We start from the raw sequence: 19,863 nt of genomic DNA, 5'->3' as shown, positions 1-19,863 counted from the left end.
TGTTTTTGAGACACTTATAGTTGGGAAAGCTTTGTAGTGAACCCTACAATTTGTTCTGTTTGTAGGCTATGGGTAAATGATCTGTCAGTGGACCATTGAGGAATATAAATGCACGCAGCCGATCTGAAGATCCAATGAACTTATGATTGAACAGCACTCAATCGCATAACGAAATACATCTGCTGAATTCCACTTCGTATAGAAGCATTAGGGCCTATTGTATTAGTGTTAACAGGCCCCAGAAGGTCTTAAATGAATCATACCCCGTATGGGTTCGACTCCCACGCTCGAAGTACTTTAAGATCCCGTGGTGGCAGATAATCGAAGGCGCCCATCTGATCCATCAGTACCGCTTCGGCAAGATTGTAGTTTTCTGATTTACTACTGAGCAGGTTAAAAAACCAGGCAAAAGGATAGCCAACCTGACGATCATATCCATGAATGGCATTGGCCAGCTCAGACCCATGGGGGGTATCCCCAAGACTTGTCACCTTCAACTCTCCAGAGAAGGTGCTGTTGGGTTTTGCACTGAGTTGATGCTCACCGTCACTATCCTGATACTCCCTGAGCGCCAATATCCAGTGATTGCAGAACTGACTCTGCATACCGGCACTGCTCTCATGCCAATCACGGAAAAATCGCGCAAGGGATTGCATCGACCGGTTTTTTCCGGAGGATTCCTTTAACAAGCTCTCAATGGGTGTTATCCGTCGAAACTGAAGATAGGCAGAACCTATGGGTTCTGGCTCCAGGCGTGGATAGTCCAGAGGATCGAGAAACTCTTCAAGACTTTCCGGAAACCAATCTCGCTCGATCAAAGGTCTATCGAGTACTTCCTGAAGTTCTTCGATTTCAAGTTGAATGAACTGCTCAGGTCCATCTCCACAGGGGGCGGTAAAATAGTGGGTCTTGCCTGCCAGGCGTGTCGCAAAATAGCCGCAATCGATATATTCGGCAACCAGGTTGTCTACATCTCCTGCAGAACGCTCTTCTGCCCATTGGGCGATATTCTGGCTAATGGATTTGTAATCTGCATCAACAACACCGCCAAGGCGATACCAATGACCCCGGGTAACAACATGGGTAAATTGAAGTTCTGGCATCAAGCGATTGATCTGTTCAGTCAGATGCTCAAATCCGTTACTGAAATCAAAACTGAGGCAAAGCGATGCGATGGTTTCAGGTTTTGCAATCGGCGCATTCATGATGCTGCCTCAAACACCGCATCAGCTTGGTGCCTAGTCTGCCACCAGGTTTCGGCCATCCGATGAGCCTCAACCGGTTCCTCTACGAGTCCCAGAGCCCGTATTACCAGTGCCAGTGTTCCCGTTACAGCCAATCTACCGTAGTGATCATCAATTTCTCCGTCCCAGACTGATCTGTAGTGGTTTAAATTTAGACGCTGTTGTTTGGTCTGTAACCCTGGTTTACTCAAATTTGGCCAGCTTTCCAACCATATTTTGCCATTGGATACCCCATTCAACTCTGCTGCCCGGTCGGGAATACGTTCAAACTCACCACCCTCCCCTTTACAGATCAGTGCACGCTTCAGCCCGAGCATCTGGGCTGCCTGCTGATGTATGGTTGCAAAATTAGGGTGGAAAACTCCCATTAGACTGAGTGGTGCGGAGAGTGGGTTTAACATTCGAACCACAGTATGCAATGGTGGACGAAGACCAAACAGCTCACGTGTGGCGATCAGTTGAGAAGCAAGTGGGGATAATTTACTGATCGGTATGTAGGCAAATCCGTTTTCAGACAGCTGCTGTTCCGCATCCCGCATCGAGTCTGCAGCGCTCATATCGAGTGCATCCAGCGCTTCAGGAACATACACCCGTTCATCACTGCGGCTCATTCCATGCATCAGCACTGGATAACCGCGACGTGCCAATATCAGTGCTGCCAATAAAAACCAGGGCAATTGGCGTTTTTTACCGGCATATGCGGCCCAATCGATTGCAGGTGTTTGCGCCTGTTGATTTATCGGCAAGCTCTCTTTCAAGGCCTGAACAAAACCAACCACCTCTTCGGCAGTCTCCTCTTTGACACGCATCAACATCATAAATGCGCCGATCTGTTCCGGTTCGACATCATAACAGGTAATCATATTCATAGCCTCATAGGCCTGTGACCTAGTGAGGGGGCGCATTCCATTCTTACCCTTTCCCAGTATCTGAATATATTTTGCAAACGGATGCATTATCTATTCCTGTTGGTCTGAAATTCGTGTTTTTGCAACAAGTCTTACGTCTTCGTCATCATCTTCAAGCATCTGAGGTAGTAGCTCCAGAGGTGCTCTTTGGCATGCGATTAAACGTACCCGCCAGTCTGAATCGACCATTAGCGGTGAAAGGCCTTCTGCTTCAATTCGTTCGGCTACAACCAAGCGTATTTCTGCTGCCGTATCGTTGATCATCAAACCAATACTCTCCAGTGGCAGACGCATAGCCACGGTTTTACGCACTTCTCTGTCATTATCGAGAATCATCCGAAATAGTCTTCCGGGGATCAGGCGTTTGGCGACTGTGTGCCGCACCATGTAGTCCTCATCCATGACCATCTTTTCCAACAGTTCCAGTGGTAGTCTGTCGGCGACCGTTATCCTGACCTCCCGATCCGGATCACTGATCAACGGTTCCAACCGATCGATGGGGATTCTGTAGGCAAGAACCCTACGAACAACTTCATCAGGATCATCGAGCATTTGCAGCAGGCGTTGTTGGGATAAGTAACGGGCAGCTATAGCCCTCCTTTCCCAGAACTCATCGCCTGCATAGACTTCAGCCAGGTCCGGATTGAGTTTAAAGAAGCGGGCGATCTGTCTGCCACTCATTGCACGCACACAGATATCACCGGGATTACAGCGGCCTGATTTTAACCTGTCTTCTTTATGTGGGCAGGTACTGCAATCAGCGGTAGGAACATCAACCTTGTTCTGTGTCATTAACTCTGGTTTCACGCGGCTTCTATCTCTGCAACCACAATGCCAGTCGCAATGTCCATATCCTGGGTAAAACTGAGACAATGGTTTCTGCTGTCGATCAGATAGAGATTGAATGTTTCAGACTCATGCAGAGGTGATGCAGCAATCACGTCGTCATCCATACAATAGGTAAAATGGATATTCGGAAACTTCTGTCTCAGTTCATTGACTGATGATTCATCGATCACTTGGTGCTTCAAAAGCCCACCGATGTCATTGAGTTGGGTTTGACTAATCATGCTTCAAGCTCCTGCTCAAATCTGATCCGTTGTTCCGCATCCTGACCCATGACTTTAGCCAGCCAGGGTGAAGCATCATCACCGATAACTGATTGTAGGGAGGCTATCTCATCGCTGATTGTACCGGCCTGAGGTTTTTTTATGGGATGAATACTGGCTCTCACCACCTTTGCTGCTGCTGGACCACCTATCGATCCGACAAACAGTAACTGGCAATCATCAATCAAGCTGACTCGATAGGCATTTTTATCATCCACATCGGGATTGTCTTCAACCGATCTGATATCGACCAATCGACTACTCTTGTCTGTGATCTGGTAAATCAAAAAACGGCGGCAGGACCCAAAATGTCCATCCAGCATCTCACCTTTGTTGGAGGCAAAAGCAACTCTGATGCTGTTGCGCATATCCCCTTCCTGATAATCCTCAATCTCTGGAAGTGGTTGACTCGCAAGACTGTGTTCACCCTTCAGGTAGGAGAGCGCTTCTTTGATTACTTCCGTATCACATTCGGAAAACTCCCCATCAGCTGCTGATTTCAGATCTTTAACTTTCAGCGAGGATAACTTTTTGCCGGTTGGCGGAAGCCCAATAACATCGTCGAGAACACGGAGTAGACGGGCTGGTTCGGTATCCGGCAACGCTCTGGCTGCCAAACCGATTCGTAATGCAATTTCCTCAGAAATCGGGGAAGCGCTCATAGTTCACTCCTAAATATCTCATAGATGATAAATGTACCGACTCATGGTTATAGACATAATGTTTGCCGCTAATAGACGTAATTCACAACCATAGTGAAATATCAATTCATGGACTTCATGAGTTACGCATATTAGCGGCGATGCAACTTATAGAAAGTTACACGGGAATGATGCAGTCGTCTTCCATGCAGACATCGAGGCATTGAGGAACATCATGATCCCCATCACACTCAGTACAGGTTTCCTCTTCTATCTTATACACACCTTTGAAAGGCACAATCGATTGGGTAGGACAAACCGGTTCACAATCACCACAGGCGGTGCAGATATCTCGAACAATTTGAAAAGCCATGATAATTCTCCTGATTACAGCTAATCGGCGCGTTTGAATCGAAGGGTTGTAGGGAACGATGGCGGAGGACTGATTGGATCGATATAGTATCTAGTACCGTCCGTAAGTTCGACCTCTCCACCCCACTCGGTATCACTATCCTTTTCAACCTTAGCGATCTCGTCTTCCTGGTCCTTTTTCGCTATGTAGAAAAGTAGAGCGCCATTGTCTTTCACACGTATCATTACATTTGGCACGATGGTTACCTCACTTCATTCGTTGATCCGAGTATTTGAATATCGGTTCAGAGCCAGGCGGCGGGTTAAAAACCCGCCGTTTAAGCTCAGAAGGCAACACTCAATACTCGTGCTACCATGGGGTATTAACGTACCAGATCGTAGTTGTAGTCAGTGGTACCCATACCGCGAGTCTCTTCGTCAAGACGCTCAAGTACAGCGTTAACCAAAGTCTTCAACATGTACATGGCACCCTCATAACCCAGGGTGGTATCACGATGCATGTGGTGACGATCGAAGATCGGAAAGCCGATACGGATCAGCGGTACTTCGTGCTCTTTACCTTTGTGCAGAGTATCGCGCTGAATGAACTTGCCGTATGAGTTTCCTATCATGAAGTCAGGCTTGTTGGTGAACATCAGTGAACGGAAATGCCAAAGGTCCTTACTGATGTGAACTTCACTGTTCTGACCATATGGAGATTCTGCAAGAATCTTCTCCATAGCCTTTTTCCAGCGTTTGTTGGCATGGTTACACAATACATGTATCGGCTCGGCACCCAACTCCAGAAGGAACTTGCTCATACCCATGACAAAATCAGCATCACCATAGAGACCGAACTTCTTGCCGTGCAACCAGGCGTGGCTGTCGGTCATCATATCAACCAGAATACCGCGCTCACGGGTCAGAGACTCAGAGATCGGCTTACCGGTCAGCTCGGAGACTTTCATCAGGAAAGCATCCGTGGCTTCCAGCCCCATAGGAATGGCGATATCAGATGCCGGCTGTTTCCAGGTGTTTTTGGTAAACTTACGACTCTTCACCGACTGCCAAGGCTGCAGATAGAGGGTATCAATTGCATTTGGTGCGTCCTTGATCTCGTCAATGGAAGTACCACCGTCATACATCCGGTACTCACCGTCTGCTGGGGTATCCAGCACTTCAGTGGGATCACACAGCAGGCTGTAGTCCACATCCATCTCTTCCATCATCCGCTTCATGACACGGTAGTTACCGAGATAGGTCTCAAAACCCGGAACGATGTTGATCTTGCCGTTGCTACCCACCTCTTTGTCATCCATGTAGTTGAGGGTAAAGTAACGTTGAATACCTTCGAACATGTTGTCCCAACCGGTGGTGTGGGAACCGACAAAGCTCGGGGTATGGGCAAATGGTGTGGGGAACTCCTGTTCGATATGACCTTCCTTCTTGGCATTGCCGATGAAGGCATTCAGATCGTCACCGATAACCTCGGCCATACAGGTGGTGGAGACTGCGATCATCTCCGGCTTGTAGAGGGCTTTGGCGTTTTCCAGGCCGGCGAACATATTCTTCTGTCCACCGAATACCGCCGCATCTTCCGTCATTGAGTCAGATACACAGGCCACTGGCTCTTTGAAGTGACGGTTGAAGTAGGTACGGAAGTATGCAACACAACCTTGAGAACCGTGCACATAGGGCAGGGTCTTTTCAAAACCGAGGGCACACAGCACTGCACCCAATGGTTGACAGGCTTTTGCAGGATTTACAGTCAGGGCTTCACGATTGAAGTTCAGCTCTTTGTACTCTTCTGTGGTTGTCCACTGGAAGACCTGCTGAATTTTTTCAGAAGGATGCTTCTCTTCGAAGGACTCCTGCTTGTTTTTCAGAGTCTCGATGTATTCGTCTGTACGAAACAAAGGATAACTGGGTTTAATGTCATCGACTACTTGGCTCATGATAGTTCTCCTACCGCGCCACTAATCTGTGGACAGACGGTTGGTTAAGTTTGAATCTGGTCGTTTGCACCCGATAGTTGCTTTCACCAAACAACTATCTGGCGCCTTCCTTTAAGCGCCAGCCGCAGCGGCCTCGGCCTCTTCCTCACCCTTCAACCAGGGTGCCTGGATTTTGTTCCAGCAGGGATTGTTCAGAGTCATATCCATATCACGGGCAAAGATGGCGAAGCCGTCGTAACCATGATAGGGACCGGAATAATCCCAGGAGTGCATCTGACGGAATGGAATACCCATTTTCTGGAAGATGTACTTCTCTTTGATGCCGGAACCGATCAGGTCTGGCTTGACCTTTTTAACGAACTCTTCGAACTCGTAACCGGTAACATCGTCATAGATCAGTGTCGCGTTGCCCATTTCCTTGATGGTACGGTCGTAGTCGTCGTTATGAGCAAACTCATAACCGGTACCAACCACTTCCATGCCCAGATCTTCATAAGCACCGATGATGTGACGTGGGCGAAGACCACCAACGTAGAGCATCACACGCTTGCCTTCGAGACGAGGACGGTACTTGGCAATGACAGCTTCGTACTCAACCTTGTATTTTGCGATAACCTTCTCGGCATTGGCCTGAATGGTCTCATCGAAAAAGGCAGCAATTTTACGCAGGGCCTCTTCAATCTTGGTAGGACCGAAGAAGTTATACTCCATCCAGGGAATACCATACTTCTCTTCCATGTGACGGGAGATATAGTTCATTGAACGGTAGCAGTGAAGCAGGTTCAATTTAGCTTTAGGTGTGTTTTCCATTTCAGCCAGGGTGCCGTCACCGGACCACTGGGCGATAACACGCAGACCCATTTCTTCCAGCAAGGTACGGGAAGACCAGGCATCACCACCGATATTGTAGTCACCGATGATGGTGACATCATAGTCGGTGGCTTCAAAGCTGTTGTCGCCATCACGATTATGCAGTACCCAATCACGTACAGCATCGTTGGCGATATGATGGCCAAGAGACTGGGATACACCACGAAAACCTTCGCAGCGAACCGGTACAACCGGCTTTTCTATCTCAGCTGAAGTCTTCTTCGAAACCGCTTCGATATCGTCACCGATCAGACCGATAGGACACTCTGATTGTACAGTGATACCCTTATTCAGCGGAAAAAGCTGCTCAATCTCAGTCATGATCTTAGAGAGCTTCTTGTCACCACCAAAAACGATATCCTTCTCCTGGAAATCTGAGGTGAAGTTCATGGTGCCGAAGGTGTTGATACCGGTCGTACCCACATAGTAGTTACGACGACCGGCACGGGAGTACTGGCCACAACCAACCGGACCGTGGGAGATATGAATCATATCCTTGATTGGACCCCACACCACACCTTTCGAACCGGCGTAAGCACAACCACGGATGGTCATCACACCAGGCAGGGATTTACGGTTGGATGTAATGCACTTTTTAGACTGTTCAACCTCTTGGTCATTGACCGTGAGATGTTTGGCACGATCCTTCTTGGCATTTTCAGGATAGACTTCGAGCACTTCCTGGATGAGGGCTTCAGTCTCTTCGCGTGTCATATCTGACATAATATTCTCCTTCACCTGCCACCACTAATCTGTGGATGCACAGGCTGTGAAAAAATGATAGATGGATACCGGCCCCGAAAGGCCGGTTTAATCCGAATGACTTAGGCAGTTTCAGCCGCGGCAGTCTGACCAACAATGCTCTCGTCTTCCTCTTCCATGATGCCAAATTCCATCAGCAGGTCTTCGAGTTCATCCATCGTACAGGGCTCAGGAATCACCAACATTTTGTTATCAATTACCTTTTTCGCCAGAGTACGGTACTCATCAGCCTGTTTGTGGGTAGGATCGTACTCAATGACTGTCATACGACGAATTTCAGCGCGCTGTACAGCATTGTCACGTGGAACGAAATGGACCATCTGGGTACCCAGCTTGGCAGCCAGGGCTTCGATCAGCTCATCTTCACGATCGGTATTACGTGAGTTACAGATCAGACCGGCCAGACGAACACCGCCTGAATTGGCATATTTAACAATACCTTTTGAGATGTTGTTGGCAGCATACATAGCCATCATCTCACCAGATACAACAATGTAGATCTCTTGTGCTTTGTTTTCACGAATCGGCATCGCGAAACCACCACACACAACGTCACCCAGTACGTCGTAAAATACAAAGTCAAGATCCTCTTCGTAGGCGCCTTCCTCTTCAAGGAAGTTAATCGCAGTGATAACACCACGGCCGGCACAACCTACACCTGGCTCAGGGCCACCAGACTCAACACATTTGATGTCGCCGTAACCGGATTTAAGTACGTCTTCCAGTTCCAAGTCCTCGACAGTACCAGCTTCGGCAGCCATCTCCATGATAGTGTTCTGAGCTTTGGAATGCAGGATCAGACGAGTGGAATCCGCTTTCGGATCGCAACCGACGATCATGACTTTCTTACCAAGCTCGGCCAGACCAGCGACCAGATTCTGGGTCGTGGTAGACTTACCGATGCCGCCTTTACCGTAGATTGCACATTGACGCAGTGCCATGTTGGATCTCCTTACTATTGTTGAATCAGTAGTGACTAAAGTCGTTTGTGGTCACGTGGACAACCTAGGTTTTGCAAGCGGTGTGCCAAAATTGAAAATATTGTTTAATTTGTTGTTTTTATTGAATATAATTTTATACATACAGCAAAATATTGAGGTCGGGTTCGCGACAATCACCCAGCATATGTATGGATGAATACAAACAATCAGCCACATCGGGCAGTTCTTTACCCGCCTATGCACGACTGCCAATCAACCGATGTAACCTGCCGGCAGTCATCCTAGGCAGTCTGACCTTTCAGCAACATCCGGTAAGGCTTTTTTTAGATGGTGTGGCGGAATTGCATGCAGACTTATTCATTCATTTACAACAGGTGCCTGAGCGGGAGCAACGCGCTATCCACTTTATGGATTACATGCGTTCGGGATTTCTACTCGACAATTTGGATGAGGCTGGCTTCAGTGAGGAGGAACAACACCGTTTTAAACGTGATAAGGCAGACTATCTGAGAGTTTTGCGGGGTTGGATGTTTGATGCTGACGGGAAGGAAGCGGCTGTTATGAAAAGTTGGGTGGAATCCAGATTTGGACTCCGGACAAGAAATCACCAGGGTCCATTGGGGGACTATACGACAGAGCACTATCAAACCTATCTGACTGATCGGGCGAATGGACTCTACAATACGAATGGACTGGAGGCCCAACTCGATCTGCTCTATACCTATTGTCAATACGAAGTCGAAAAACTGTTCCCGGAACAAACCCATCTCACCCTTTACAGAGGCATCAATCAGATCAAGGAGCATGAGATACTCCACCAGTTCAGTAAACGGGAGTATGTCATTCTGTTAAACAATCTCAATTCATTCACCAGCCAACGAGAAAGAGCAGATGAATTCGGTGATTACATCCTGCAGGCAAAAGTACCTCTGGTGAAATTGCTGTATTTACCAGATCTGCTTCCACACAGGCTCAGAGGTGAAAATGAGTATCTGGTGATTGGCGGAGTCTATAAAGTGAATCTCAGCATCCTTTAGGGCCATTGACCACTAGGACCTGTTAACACGAATCCAATATGCTCTGCTGGGTCAGTTTTTGTTCCCAGCAAGGTAACATCGCTTGGTGTATCCCGGCGACATGAGCGAATGATATCTCCACTAGATGTAAAAAAAGACTCGGCAGAGCATATTGGATTCGTGTTATCAGGTCCTAATTGAGATCGTACAGGGAGTCACGAAGATAGCTTTTGAAATGTTTCATGACAGGCTTGGGGATAATCCTCTCAGCATAAAGCCGAAGCTCATGGATCTGTTGACAGGATATAGCACTGTCCGCATTCAGTGCATCATCGATTTTCTGATGAATGGAAGGCTCGAATAGAGCTCCCTGCCTCTGTCTGACAACAGTATAGATAGCCGTTATCGCCATCTGTTGTTCAGGTTGCATCTTGCATTTGTTATCAAGAATTTTCAGCATTACAGCAGTGACACAATCGACCTGCAAAGGATCTAGAGGTGCTGTTTCGGCCCAGATTGCAGCTGGATGTGGCGTTTCAATAACTGGTTGAAGTTTCATATCTTGTCCAAATCAGGTATTGGTATACAGAAAACTTATGACTTACCCTTTGTTGAAAAATCATGCATACATTCCATCAACATTTTCCTGTATTGATCACAATAGTAATCGACAGCAGCCAATTGATTATCTGAAACACCATCCGATTCAAAAAAGAAATGGGTATTATACCATGCAGCCGCATACATAAATGCCGCACTTAAAAAGGGCGTTGCCCACTCCTCACTTAAATCGTTAGCCAGATGAATGAACTCATCAGCCACTTCTCTAAAGTCTGTTTCCTGCATTGAAAGGCACTCTGTAGAAATAACACCATCTGAAATTCATCTTACATATTTCATGCCAACCATGATTGTGTGCGTTTGAAAGTGGTTACATTGAGCTTTTGCATCATTAGCTTGAAGGAAATCAGCATTCGTTAAGATACTTCTGATTGTGATAAATCATACAAAAACACTCCTCTTCGTGATCATTCCAACTTAGTTGTGTTTTCTTGATCGCATCGGTGGAAATATCAATCGTTTTCTAATTACGCTGAATTAATATAAGCATTTATTCTATTATTTAGTTAGTTACATGACATATCTAATCCACTTAATAGTTTACTTTAAGAGTGTAATCGTTATTACTGCAGATATTATTTGTGCGCTTCTTATCATTGGCCTGTGTTTTGCACCATCAGCAGACAAATAGTTTTTATCTGGAGGTTGATCATGTCTGTTACGCAATTATCGGAGCTTAAGTCAGGTGTAGAAAACGGTACAATAGTGCCCTACCTTGGTGCAGGTGTACTCAAAGGTTCGTTTCACACTGATACAGGCGAACCGATACCGGCAGACAGTGACAGTCTGATACTTGCAATGAATGGTGGCAGACCAATGGCCCCTAGGTTGATGTATGAGTTCGCCCGTGCCGCGATGGATGTGGAGTTAAAACGTGGACGAACAACTGTCAATCGCTTTCTTGATGATTTATATGCCAATCAACCATGGTCTCAATCACCACTGCATGCCTGGTTGGAATCGGTGAAGCCAAAATATGTAGTCGATATCAACCGGGATATTCAATTACAGCAAAGCTATGCCAATACACCACATATCCTGATACGAGGAATTGCCAGAGTTGGTGGAACAGATTATCGATTTCGCATCCACCAGCATGATGGCAAAAAATATTCCGATAACGAGATAGATCAAAGTGATGTCGACACAAGTCTGCCGATATTATTTAAACCCATGGGCAGTCCTTTACCCGATTCCACCTACATCGCTTCTGATGCTGACTATGTGGATTATATTACTGAACTAATGGGCGGTTTTGCGATTCCAGGTTTTCTGAAAGCCGAACGCAAAAGCAAACAGTATCTGTTTCTCGGTTTGAGAATGAATCGTGATACTGAAAGGATGGTTATGTCTGACATCATCTATGCAGCAGATCAACCAGCCGGTTGGGCATTGATTGCAGAACCAAATGATAAGGAACGACGATTTTGTAAGAAAATGAACATTGAGATCATTGAAGCAGATATCGATTCTTTTCTAGCTACCACAACCCCTGCTGTAGGTAGCGAAGTTAATGACAAACTGGTGTTGGAAACCGATGCAATCTGCTAACCTGAAGTGTATTCAATCATCTATCGGGTAGTAAAATGTCCATCTTCAAACCCTGCCAGGGAAAGAATGCTTGCCGAGACAATGGAGAGGTTTGCCTCACTTGTGGGCGCAGTTTATCTGAAATCGAACAGTTACGACGCCTTATGAAAGATATTAGCTCTATGGCTCTTGAATATGAATATGAAAATATTGAGGAGTTTGTACAATATTTTGCTCGTAAGGTCGAAAAAACGATTCGTCATGAAAGAACCGAAAAATCCAATGGATTATCCCGTTAAAGAATAACCTAGGAGATTTCCCATAAACCTGAAAATTCTAATAGATTCCATCTCCTGCATACGCCGACAAGAGCGCAATAGGTGATTCTGTACCGTTGTGATGGGCGTCAATCAGTAGGTGGTGGTATTTTTGCCAGCGTCATACCTTTTAAGCTCTTTGGCCGTTGTATGGAACATCATTGCCATTGCAAAACTTGATACCATACCAGCGGGAATTGCAAACAAAAACAACACAACAGAAGCCAGAAATATTCCTGCAATGATGGTGCTCCATGAATAGAGCCTTAGATAGCTGAAATAGGATTGGAGTTTAAGAAGCTTGATCCCGTAAATAACGTTGACAACCCCCAATGGAACCATCAGAACAAAAAAGCCCAGCGTACTGAAACCGAGTGACTCCACCTCTTCCGGCATGATATATGAGAGTACAGACATAATCAGTGAGAGGATAATTGCGGCATAAATATAGTTATCAACTGAATGGCAAGCCAGTCTGTAATTCAATAAAAGCTTAAACATATACAGCAGGTATAGATAGAGTAGATTGTCTATCAGGCTTACGATATCAGTTGCTAAACGGTAGCTTTCATTATCTGGCACCACGCCACTCATAAAAGAGATTGCCACCATTGGAAGAGTTGCCAACAAATAGAGAAGAGACAACCAAAATAGCAATATCAGCTTGGTATAATTAAGATTGCTGTTCAGCAAGGAAGTGGGTAGTTCCTCTTCCTCCAACAGATTGGCTTCTGGGGTTTTGTAGACGGAATCACTGTTGTGTTTATTCATCCTAGAGGATTATACAGTTAATTTGCAGAACTGTGATCAAATGATTATCTGATGTGTAATCAATCGATCCTGGAATGAGATGATGGAAACTGTGCAGGATAATTTAGAATAAGAGAAGAGACAGCTCGCAGGATTTCAAAGTAAACTAAAACCAGACCAAACGCCTAACCATTCCGTTTCTTGTCGGAAGAGAACAGACCTTTGATCGATTAGCCATGTTGAGTATTGAGCTCCTGCGGTTGTCTGACTGTTGAGAGCTCATGAGGCAACCGGAACTCGATTCGACTGCGTCACTGATATGACTGGAGAGCCTTGCTGTTTCCAGTTTATTTTCAAATAAGTTGATCACTTGCTAGGACTCCTGGTGCTGCAAAAAAAATTGATGTTATTGACGAGCAAAATCAACATCAATTACATAGTCATTGCAGCAATACCTATGCCAACCCATTTGAGTTATTGAAAGTTAAAGATTAATTACAAGAGAAAGCGATTTAACAGTGTGTATTTGTAAAGTATTTCGACAATCGCTCTGGAGGTAAAGCAGTAGTTCTGGTTAGGTGTAGACTGTAGTCAGGATATAGTAGTTTTATGTAATAGAGTCTACTCGGTCGTAGTCAACCAGATACACTAGGATGCTCAGCTGCCAGTTTGAGCAGTGCATCTGTTTGTGACTTACAGCGATTCACGATAAATGGATCTAACCGTTTGAGCCATTTTTTTGGTATACCACTCTGACCGTAGAATGCCCCGGCGATCATCCCAGCGATTGCACCTGTCGTATCAGCATCCCCACCTCTGTTGACCACATCAATAAGGGTGGACTCAAAGTCCTCATTATCAAATAAGGCCTGAAATACTGCCTGCAAGGTGTCGACGATATACCCGCTAGGGTTCTCTACCCGCCGTTTGTCAAAACGAAATGCTTTATGGGTTTCAACCAGTCGGTCGGCTATTTCTTTAAGTCTCGCTTTATCCTCTCCTTTCATAGCCGCAGCACACATCTCCAAAGCAGCCTCGGTACCGGCGTCTGAAAGCGGATTGTTATGGGTAGTATGAGCCTGCGTTCGTGATGCAACGACCAGGGTATCCTGCGATCCATTGACATACAGAATTGCTATTGGCAGTGACCGCATACATGCGCCATTACCTGCATCATATTCATTCTCATCAACCCATGGGCGGCCGGTGTTCCTGAACTGTATGATACCCCTCCTAACCGTATTGCCTATATCGATTGGTTTGCTACGCATCCAGTCACTGAATGATTCAGCCACGGCCTTGGCACTGACACCACCACTTTTGAGTAATGCATCGCCTAGAGCCAGGCTCATTTCGGTATCATCCGTTACCTGACCAGGTTTCAAATGCAACCAGCCTCCCCCGGATATGGTCTCATGGACACCATATTGCACTTTAATTTCATTCGGTGTGAGAAATTCTGTGGTGGCGCCCAGAGCATCGCCAATAGCCAGTCCCAGATAAGCTGAAAGTGCACGCTGTGAAATGTCGTTATCAATTATTGTTTTTTGCCCTGGCATTATGCACCATTCATCAATTCCCGCTACAGACTGATTAAGCAACGTTTGTTGCCTCCTTTCAGTCAGGCTAACTGTAGCTGAATGTAGTCAAATTGGTCGCCGGGAGATTAACAGCCTGATTCTCTATAGTTTATTAGTCCTCAGGAGCAAAGCAAACCGAATAATCGGCGCAAGCTTCACAGCTGGGTGCACGACAGGTGTAAATTCCCTCTGTTTCACACAGCCTTTTATAGAGAAATTTCTTCCATTTCATGTTTTTAGAGTTAAGCTCATATAGTGGCGTGAAGTGATCTGCCATCAATTTTGAGAGGTCGGCACGACTCCAAAGCCCCAGATCCTGCCACAAATGGTCGTTTCCCAAACAGCCATAGATCAGTATTTCAACTAACCAATGCTCAGAAAGACTCCGTTGAGCGCGATTGTTTATTAACAAATTACGCAGATCTTCCATCTCCTCATCATTTTCACACATTGGAGAATGATCGAAACCTAACAGGTTTTGTGGTTGTATGGTCGGGAAATGGTGGTGGAGCAGGCGCCGAAATTCCAGCTCTCCCAAGCCCATCCACTGTGGTAATACGCTATGTCCATAGGCCCATGAAGCAATAATACGGGCCAGAATTGATTCCATAGCATCATCCTGGTGCGCAGCAGCACCGATCAGTCTGCAATGACACGCTGTGACACTATCACTGATCGGTGCTGTGCTAGACATCATAGCGCCTCATATTCAACTACGATATCTTCATCTCTGGGAATGAACTGGCAAGCAAGTCGCCATTTGCTTGGCAAATCATCAACGATCATCTTTTCCATCTCTTGCTTGCTGATTTTGCCTAGTTCCCTGAGGATTTTCTTCTCTTTCTCCTCAAGATGGTAGCCCATTGGCTCTTTGTCACCGATGTATCTGACCTGAATTGCACAGCTTCCACAATCACCATCACCACAATCGAAGTTGATTGGAATTTTGTTGGTTTTGGCTATTTTCAGGACTGTTTCGGTAAAACTACCAGCTACTGCGTAGACCGTTTTATCCTTAAAATCGGGATTACTGAATGTAATTAATGGCATTTCATTAACTCCTAAATACTGTTTTTAAGTAGGTTTTACACTACAGTCACCAAGGATCTGGGCCTGACAGGCGAGGCGATCATGCCGTCCAGCCATATTCTCCTTCAAAACTTTCTCCTCCAGTACAGAAGGTTCAGTCAGGTTGTTCCAACCCTCTTCAACATGCATCATGCAGGTACCACAGTCTCCTTCCCGGCAACCGTAGATAATACCGGCACCAATTTTTTCAGAGACCTCGATGACTCTTGTACCCGCAGGCACATTGACAGTCTGCTCAATGTCTTGAAACGTAATTTTCGCTTTTGCCATTTCATTTCACCTTAATTAAATAGATTAATAACACTCGGAGTCATGCCAGGTCGGCCATGTCGATCACTGCCTTTTGCTGTTTTTTCCCTACCATTTCCTCAGCGATGGCCTTACCAAAGGCCCGACATTCTTCCAACTCTTCCTCAGTGGGTATCAATTTGATTCTCAAGCCCTGTTGTGGAATACGCATTTTTAATCCACGCATTCTGTCTTCTATCATCGCTACCGCTTCACCACTCCAGCCGTATGAACCGAAAGCGCCACCCAGTTTTCCCTTCAGGTTGACAACGGCCAGTGAGGAAAGCAGGTCCCAGACCGGTTTGACGGCATCACCATTGATGGTTGGTGAACCAAACAGCAAGGCATCGGCTTCTTCGATCAGGTCGACGAACGGTCCAGTCTCACCACCTTCCAGGTCATATAGAGAGACCCTTACGCCGTCGATTGCATTGGCCCCCTCATTGACCTCTTCCGCCATGCGTGCGGTATTGCCATAGGAACTCATGTAGAAAATCACCAGGGACTGCTCTGCAACACCGATTTCCCGTGACAGGCTGGAGGTGGATAGTTCCCGATAATGGGTAACGTAGCGACGTGGTCGCTCTCTGAGTATGGGACCATGGGTCGGGGCGATCTGCTTGATCTTGAGTGGCTCAATCAATTTCAACGCATCCATGACATGCTTTTTGAATGGCCGCATGATATGGGCGTAGTAGTAGTCGAATGAGAATCTGAAGTCGCCAACCAAGTCGTTGAACAATCTTTTGTCACAATAGTGGCAACCGAATACATCTCCAGAGAAGAGGATCCCCTCCTCTTCAAGGTAGGTGCATTGGGTGTCTGGCCAATGAAGAAATGGAGTATGTAGAAAACGAAGTGTTCTATCTCCCAGTGAGATACGGTCATCAGTGGTTACAGTGGTGTACTCGAAACCATCATCGCTAGTTGGTTTGAGCAGTGCTTTGAGCATTGAAGTTGCTCGTTGGGAGATATAGAGTTTTGCTTCAGGTGCACGACGCATCAACTCGGGTAAAGCGCCGGTATGATCCGGTTCCAGATGATTGAGAATGATCGCTTTGATCTCTTTGTAATCAACCTCTGATTCTAGGCGGGCAAAAAATTCCTCACTGAAATTCTCTTTGACCGTATCAATAATCGCAACACCATCCTGCCCTTTGACTAGGTAGGAGTTATAGCTCGTGCCATTCGCAGTACTGAGGATAATGTCAAACGTCCTCAATGTAGGGTCCAGCGCCCCAATCCAGTAGACACCATCTGCAAACTCGACAGCATCTCGGTGACTTGACACATCGATTTGGTTACTCACGGTACCGTCTCGCACGGCTGATCAGACATCGGGCAAGTTTCCATTTTTTGACCGTCATTCAGGTTTACACCAAGATAGTCAAGTACCGGCCCAACTGTGAAGCCGGATTGCTTCAGCGATTGATAGATCATTAATGGCCGTTTGATCAGAATCGGCTGCTCTACCATTAAGCGTAATGCCTCAGTCTCATCTAAATGATCGGTCTCGATCTCCCCACTTTTTACTAGTGGTGCACTTTCGTTGAACCAAGCGGAGATGGCTTTATTGCCAAAAAATGATCGTAAGTTTTCCGCTGTCCAAGTTTCACTGAGTATGTCACGTACTTCCAAACTGATACCCAGCCTACGCAAGATCGCTTTTTGCTGTTTGTTGCCGATGCAACCTGGCTTTTCATAAAAAACCAGATCAGTCATCTTTGTGTGACTCCTGCATACTCGTAATCAAAGCAGATTGCCGTTGCCACAGACGCTCTGGTAATGCCATGCCTCTTGGTGGCAGTGAGTCTGCCGGCTTGACAAAATGGTTACGCACAAATTTCATCCAGTAGCGATTGGGTTTATCCGTCTCCCGATGTACAGGTTGCAGAGCTGGTTTTTGATCGAACATGGGATGATCTCCTAGCGTGATTGAATCTCAGCCATGACTTCTTCCATTCGTTCCGGCGGTATCCCGGTCAATGACCCCGGAGGATTGGCAGGTTCCGAGAATGGATTAAGAATCGCACCTTCGATAGGACAGATGCTGACGCATTGCGGGTCAACATGATCCCCTTCACACTCTGTGCACTTCTTTGCATCTATCTTAAAATGCGGCCTGGCTTCAAATATCGCATCACTTGGACAAAGCGGCTCGCAGGCCCAGCAATTGACGCAACTCTCTATGATTTCATAAGCCATGCTCTACTCCTCAGGCTCCAGCCTGTAGTTGATCTGCCTGTCTCTGTTGCTCAAGTTGGCCACTCTCCGCCATTTCCGCATAGACCTTGGCCACTGCATCTTCAATCGGTTCCATGGCATGCTCACCATTCGGTTGAATACCGGACTCTTCCAGTACTTCCCATGGCTCATAGCCGATCTTTGAACAAAGCACGGTTTCACATCCTTCAAGCAGACGTATTGTCTTTTTCAGTGTTGTCTCTGCATCACCACAGGTATCGCCACCTGAACAGTAGAGATCGACTTTGCGATGACCGATAAAGCGAACATCGGTCATGGAGGCCTCATAGATCAGAAACTCTTTTGCATGGCCGAAGTGCTGATTGATTACGCCACCTCCACTGGTGGCAACAGCCATCAATACCGGGCGTGTCTCCTTTTTCTGCTTGGTCAGGGCTGTGAGGGGGATAAATGTTTCGTTTGCGCTGCTCTTTTGCGCTTCCAGCTTGGCTTCGATTTCTGCCTGATAATCAGCACGCTTTTTCATTGCCTGCTCATAATCGACATCCATCACTTCAACTTTTTCCATGGTGAATTCATCACCCCTGTCCTCACCAAGCATGCCCACAGCATCCGCGCGACACTGCCGGCAATGACGCATCATATTCATGTCACCGGCACATTTATCCTGCAGGGTTTGCAACTCATCATGGGTGGGTCCACGCTGCCCCATCACACCGTAGAATGTGCCATGTTCCGCTTCAGCAATCAGTGGCATCACATTGTGTAAAAACGCCCCTTTCTCCTTAACGACCTTGCTCACCTCTTCCAGGTGTTGATCATTTACACCGGGGATCATGACTGAATTGACCTTCACCAGTATGCCCCGGTCGGTCAACATCTTCAGCCCTTTCTGCTGTTGCTCAATGAGTATTTTTGCTCCCTTACGACCTTTGATTCGGCGATTATTCCAGAAGATCCAGGGATAGATTTTTGCACCGACATCGGGATCAACGCAGTTGATGGTGATGGTTACATGATCGATGTTGTGTTTGCATAGTTCATCCACCTGATCCGGCAGTGACAGGCCGTTGGTAGAGACACAGAGTTTGATATCCGGTGCCTTTTCGGTCAGTTGACGAAAGGTATCGAAAGTCCGCTCTGGATTGGCCAAAGGGTCGCCAGGCCCGGCGATACCCAACACGGTCATTTGCGGGATATTGGCAGCGACCGCCATCACCTTTTTAACAGCCTGATCCGGCGTCAACAGTTCAGAGACCACACCGGGTCGTGATTCATTTGCACAATCGTATTTACGATTGCAGTAGTGGCACTGGATATTACAGGCCGGTGCGACCGCCACATGCATGCGAGCAAAATGGTGGTGTGCCTCTTCGGAATAACAGGGATGATTATGCACCTTGTCCCGAATATGGTCCGGTAGATGGGATAACTGATCGCTGCTACCACCACATCCGGATGCACTGCACCCACTTTCAGCTGTGTTATCTGCTGATTGACCTATCACTTTCAATTCCATCATCCGGCCTCCAAATAGCGACACAATGAGGTTGTTATTACGCTTGAAAGTGATAATGCAATCTGCGTGCCTAGTTTTTATCTACATATAACCTGTTGTATTTAAGAATATTCCACAACATAAGGGGACTATCTGTCAGTTTCTATACAGAGCTGCCTACAGTGTCT

At 46.5% G+C, this 19,863-nt stretch carries 25 protein-coding genes; 3 read left to right on the top strand and 22 right to left on the bottom strand.

From position 1 onward, the window contains the following. Nucleotides 1-257: 257 nt before the first annotated feature. From AC4IE8_RS04810 to nifH, 10 genes are all read right to left on the bottom strand, one after another. Nucleotides 258-1,205, bottom strand: a complete 948-nt coding sequence (locus tag AC4IE8_RS04810; RefSeq protein WP_068994855.1) for a hypothetical protein — start codon at nt 1,203-1,205, stop codon at nt 258-260. Next, nucleotides 1,202-2,200, bottom strand: coding sequence for a glycosyl transferase family protein (locus tag AC4IE8_RS04805; protein WP_068994854.1), 999 nt, complete (start codon nt 2,198-2,200; stop codon nt 1,202-1,204). Before AC4IE8_RS04805 ends, AC4IE8_RS04810 begins: the two co-directional genes overlap by 4 nt. A gap of 3 nt (nt 2,201-2,203) precedes the next feature. After that, a complete protein-coding gene (locus tag AC4IE8_RS04800; RefSeq protein ID WP_490790442.1) occupies nt 2,204-2,944 on the bottom strand; it encodes a 4Fe4S-binding leucine-rich repeat protein in 741 nt (246 codons plus the stop codon). A gap of 11 nt (nt 2,945-2,955) precedes the next feature. Continuing rightward, nucleotides 2,956-3,222, bottom strand: a complete 267-nt coding sequence (locus AC4IE8_RS04795) for a DUF6129 family protein (RefSeq protein WP_490790441.1) — start codon at nt 3,220-3,222, stop codon at nt 2,956-2,958. Next, nucleotides 3,219-3,923, bottom strand: coding sequence for a dinitrogenase iron-molybdenum cofactor biosynthesis protein (locus tag AC4IE8_RS04790; protein WP_490790440.1), 705 nt, complete (start codon nt 3,921-3,923; stop codon nt 3,219-3,221). The genes AC4IE8_RS04795 and AC4IE8_RS04790 overlap by 4 nt, the downstream gene beginning before the upstream one ends. Before the next feature lie 157 nt (nt 3,924-4,080). Continuing rightward, nucleotides 4,081-4,275: a 4Fe-4S binding protein gene (locus AC4IE8_RS04785; RefSeq protein WP_069005825.1), complete on the bottom strand. Its 195-nt coding sequence runs from the start codon at nt 4,273-4,275 to the stop codon at nt 4,081-4,083. 20 nt (nt 4,276-4,295) lie between these two features. Next, nucleotides 4,296-4,511: a putative nitrogen fixation protein NifT gene (gene nifT / locus AC4IE8_RS04780; RefSeq protein WP_490790439.1), complete on the bottom strand. Its 216-nt coding sequence runs from the start codon at nt 4,509-4,511 to the stop codon at nt 4,296-4,298. 125 nt (nt 4,512-4,636) lie between these two features. After that, complete coding sequence (nifK, locus tag AC4IE8_RS04775; protein ID WP_490790438.1) at nt 4,637-6,208, bottom strand: nitrogenase molybdenum-iron protein subunit beta; 1,572 nt, start codon at nt 6,206-6,208, stop codon at nt 4,637-4,639. 111 nt (nt 6,209-6,319) lie between these two features. Further along, nucleotides 6,320-7,801 (bottom strand): nitrogenase molybdenum-iron protein alpha chain, encoded by a 1,482-nt coding sequence (gene nifD / locus AC4IE8_RS04770; protein WP_068994848.1) that lies wholly within the window; start codon nt 7,799-7,801, stop codon nt 6,320-6,322. A 101-nt stretch (nt 7,802-7,902) separates the two neighbouring features. After that, nucleotides 7,903-8,781 (bottom strand): nitrogenase iron protein, encoded by an 879-nt coding sequence (nifH, locus tag AC4IE8_RS04765; protein ID WP_068994847.1) that lies wholly within the window; start codon nt 8,779-8,781, stop codon nt 7,903-7,905. A 188-nt stretch (nt 8,782-8,969) separates the two neighbouring features. On the opposite strand from nifH, the gene AC4IE8_RS04760 reads away from it, so the two are divergent. Next, the gene (locus AC4IE8_RS04760; RefSeq protein WP_490790437.1) at nt 8,970-9,818 is read left to right on the top strand and encodes an NAD(+)--dinitrogen-reductase ADP-D-ribosyltransferase; all 849 of its coding nucleotides are present in this window, start codon (nt 8,970-8,972) and stop codon (nt 9,816-9,818) included. A gap of 172 nt (nt 9,819-9,990) precedes the next feature. Here AC4IE8_RS04760 and AC4IE8_RS04755 read toward each other — a convergent pair whose 3' ends face one another. Together AC4IE8_RS04755 and AC4IE8_RS04750 are read right to left on the bottom strand one after the other, a co-directional pair. Then, the gene (locus AC4IE8_RS04755; protein WP_068993040.1) at nt 9,991-10,356 is read right to left on the bottom strand and encodes a hypothetical protein; all 366 of its coding nucleotides are present in this window, start codon (nt 10,354-10,356) and stop codon (nt 9,991-9,993) included. 35 nt (nt 10,357-10,391) lie between these two features. Continuing rightward, nucleotides 10,392-10,643: a DUF3144 domain-containing protein gene (locus AC4IE8_RS04750; protein WP_068993043.1), complete on the bottom strand. Its 252-nt coding sequence runs from the start codon at nt 10,641-10,643 to the stop codon at nt 10,392-10,394. Between the two features lie 426 nt (nt 10,644-11,069). Here AC4IE8_RS04750 and AC4IE8_RS04745 point away from each other — a divergent pair, with 426 nt between their 5' ends. Together AC4IE8_RS04745 and AC4IE8_RS04740 are read left to right on the top strand one after the other, a co-directional pair. After that, on the top strand, nt 11,070-11,969 hold the full coding sequence (locus AC4IE8_RS04745; protein WP_068993045.1) for an SIR2 family protein: 900 nt from the start codon (nt 11,070-11,072) through the stop codon (nt 11,967-11,969). Nucleotides 11,970-12,004: 35 nt separating this feature from the next. Then, complete coding sequence (locus AC4IE8_RS04740; protein ID WP_068993048.1) at nt 12,005-12,247, top strand: hypothetical protein; 243 nt, start codon at nt 12,005-12,007, stop codon at nt 12,245-12,247. 111 nt (nt 12,248-12,358) lie between these two features. Here the strand turns inward: AC4IE8_RS04740 and AC4IE8_RS04735 are convergent, their stop codons facing one another. The 10 genes from AC4IE8_RS04735 to nifB all read right to left on the bottom strand — a co-directional run bounded on the left by AC4IE8_RS04735 (nt 12,359) and on the right by nifB (nt 19,696). Next, nucleotides 12,359-13,036 carry a hypothetical protein gene (locus AC4IE8_RS04735; protein ID WP_490790436.1) on the bottom strand — a complete coding sequence of 226 codons (678 nt, stop codon included), beginning with the start codon at nt 13,034-13,036 and terminating at the stop codon, nt 12,359-12,361. Nucleotides 13,037-13,650: 614 nt separating this feature from the next. Further along, on the bottom strand, nt 13,651-14,616 hold the full coding sequence (gene draG / locus AC4IE8_RS04730; RefSeq protein ID WP_490790435.1) for an ADP-ribosyl-[dinitrogen reductase] hydrolase: 966 nt from the start codon (nt 14,614-14,616) through the stop codon (nt 13,651-13,653). 91 nt (nt 14,617-14,707) lie between these two features. Beyond that, the gene (locus AC4IE8_RS04725) at nt 14,708-15,205 is read right to left on the bottom strand and encodes a nitrogen fixation protein NifQ (protein ID WP_490790434.1); all 498 of its coding nucleotides are present in this window, start codon (nt 15,203-15,205) and stop codon (nt 14,708-14,710) included. A gap of 83 nt (nt 15,206-15,288) precedes the next feature. Further along, nucleotides 15,289-15,645 carry a 2Fe-2S iron-sulfur cluster-binding protein gene (locus AC4IE8_RS04720; RefSeq protein ID WP_068993068.1) on the bottom strand — a complete coding sequence of 119 codons (357 nt, stop codon included), beginning with the start codon at nt 15,643-15,645 and terminating at the stop codon, nt 15,289-15,291. Nucleotides 15,646-15,669: 24 nt separating this feature from the next. Next, nucleotides 15,670-15,954 carry a 2Fe-2S iron-sulfur cluster-binding protein gene (locus AC4IE8_RS04715; protein ID WP_068993072.1) on the bottom strand — a complete coding sequence of 95 codons (285 nt, stop codon included), beginning with the start codon at nt 15,952-15,954 and terminating at the stop codon, nt 15,670-15,672. 40 nt (nt 15,955-15,994) lie between these two features. Further along, nucleotides 15,995-17,281, bottom strand: a complete 1,287-nt coding sequence (locus AC4IE8_RS04710) for an FprA family A-type flavoprotein (protein WP_068993074.1) — start codon at nt 17,279-17,281, stop codon at nt 15,995-15,997. Further along, the gene (locus AC4IE8_RS04705) at nt 17,278-17,694 is read right to left on the bottom strand and encodes an ArsC/Spx/MgsR family protein (RefSeq protein ID WP_068993077.1); all 417 of its coding nucleotides are present in this window, start codon (nt 17,692-17,694) and stop codon (nt 17,278-17,280) included. The genes AC4IE8_RS04710 and AC4IE8_RS04705 overlap by 4 nt, the downstream gene beginning before the upstream one ends. Then, on the bottom strand, nt 17,687-17,887 hold the full coding sequence (locus AC4IE8_RS04700) for a hypothetical protein (RefSeq protein ID WP_490790433.1): 201 nt from the start codon (nt 17,885-17,887) through the stop codon (nt 17,687-17,689). The genes AC4IE8_RS04705 and AC4IE8_RS04700 overlap by 8 nt, the downstream gene beginning before the upstream one ends. Before the next feature lie 11 nt (nt 17,888-17,898). Beyond that, nucleotides 17,899-18,177, bottom strand: a complete 279-nt coding sequence (locus tag AC4IE8_RS04695) for a 4Fe-4S binding protein (RefSeq protein ID WP_071891887.1) — start codon at nt 18,175-18,177, stop codon at nt 17,899-17,901. A 10-nt stretch (nt 18,178-18,187) separates the two neighbouring features. Beyond that, on the bottom strand, nt 18,188-19,696 hold the full coding sequence (nifB, locus tag AC4IE8_RS04690; RefSeq protein ID WP_490790491.1) for a nitrogenase cofactor biosynthesis protein NifB: 1,509 nt from the start codon (nt 19,694-19,696) through the stop codon (nt 18,188-18,190). Nucleotides 19,697-19,863 lie beyond the last annotated feature (167 nt).

The sequence above is a fragment of the Candidatus Thiodiazotropha sp. AKAK2 genome (assembly GCF_058244685.1).
Note: the sequence above shows the minus strand (reverse complement) of the source record. Positions and strands in the feature narration are given on the sequence as shown.

Coding starts and splice junctions, on each gene's coding strand:
- nifH (WP_068994847.1), bottom strand. CDS start 8,781: ATGGCACTGCGTCAATGTGCAATCTACGGTAAAGGCGGCATCGGTAAG.
- nifB (WP_490790491.1), bottom strand. CDS start 19,696: ATGGAATTGAAAGTGATAGGTCAATCAGCAGATAACACAGCTGAAAGT.
- AC4IE8_RS04705 (WP_068993077.1), bottom strand. CDS start 17,694: ATGACTGATCTGGTTTTTTATGAAAAGCCAGGTTGCATCGGCAACAAA.
- AC4IE8_RS04755 (WP_068993040.1), bottom strand. CDS start 10,356: ATGAAACTTCAACCAGTTATTGAAACGCCACATCCAGCTGCAATCTGG.
- nifD (WP_068994848.1), bottom strand. CDS start 7,801: ATGTCAGATATGACACGCGAAGAGACTGAAGCCCTCATCCAGGAAGTG.
- AC4IE8_RS04800 (WP_490790442.1), bottom strand. CDS start 2,944: ATGACACAGAACAAGGTTGATGTTCCTACCGCTGATTGCAGTACCTGC.
- AC4IE8_RS04740 (WP_068993048.1), top strand. CDS start 12,005: ATGTCCATCTTCAAACCCTGCCAGGGAAAGAATGCTTGCCGAGACAAT.
- AC4IE8_RS04725 (WP_490790434.1), bottom strand. CDS start 15,205: ATGGAATCAATTCTGGCCCGTATTATTGCTTCATGGGCCTATGGACAT.
- AC4IE8_RS04795 (WP_490790441.1), bottom strand. CDS start 3,222: ATGATTAGTCAAACCCAACTCAATGACATCGGTGGGCTTTTGAAGCAC.
- AC4IE8_RS04805 (WP_068994854.1), bottom strand. CDS start 2,200: ATGCATCCGTTTGCAAAATATATTCAGATACTGGGAAAGGGTAAGAAT.
- AC4IE8_RS04810 (WP_068994855.1), bottom strand. CDS start 1,205: ATGAATGCGCCGATTGCAAAACCTGAAACCATCGCATCGCTTTGCCTC.
- AC4IE8_RS04700 (WP_490790433.1), bottom strand. CDS start 17,887: ATGTTCGATCAAAAACCAGCTCTGCAACCTGTACATCGGGAGACGGAT.
- AC4IE8_RS04735 (WP_490790436.1), bottom strand. CDS start 13,036: ATGAATAAACACAACAGTGATTCCGTCTACAAAACCCCAGAAGCCAAT.
- AC4IE8_RS04715 (WP_068993072.1), bottom strand. CDS start 15,954: ATGGCAAAAGCGAAAATTACGTTTCAAGACATTGAGCAGACTGTCAAT.
- AC4IE8_RS04760 (WP_490790437.1), top strand. CDS start 8,970: ATGGATGAATACAAACAATCAGCCACATCGGGCAGTTCTTTACCCGCC.
- AC4IE8_RS04695 (WP_071891887.1), bottom strand. CDS start 18,177: ATGGCTTATGAAATCATAGAGAGTTGCGTCAATTGCTGGGCCTGCGAG.
- AC4IE8_RS04750 (WP_068993043.1), bottom strand. CDS start 10,643: ATGCAGGAAACAGACTTTAGAGAAGTGGCTGATGAGTTCATTCATCTG.
- AC4IE8_RS04790 (WP_490790440.1), bottom strand. CDS start 3,923: ATGAGCGCTTCCCCGATTTCTGAGGAAATTGCATTACGAATCGGTTTG.
- AC4IE8_RS04745 (WP_068993045.1), top strand. CDS start 11,070: ATGTCTGTTACGCAATTATCGGAGCTTAAGTCAGGTGTAGAAAACGGT.
- AC4IE8_RS04720 (WP_068993068.1), bottom strand. CDS start 15,645: ATGCCATTAATTACATTCAGTAATCCCGATTTTAAGGATAAAACGGTC.
- AC4IE8_RS04785 (WP_069005825.1), bottom strand. CDS start 4,275: ATGGCTTTTCAAATTGTTCGAGATATCTGCACCGCCTGTGGTGATTGT.
- nifK (WP_490790438.1), bottom strand. CDS start 6,208: ATGAGCCAAGTAGTCGATGACATTAAACCCAGTTATCCTTTGTTTCGT.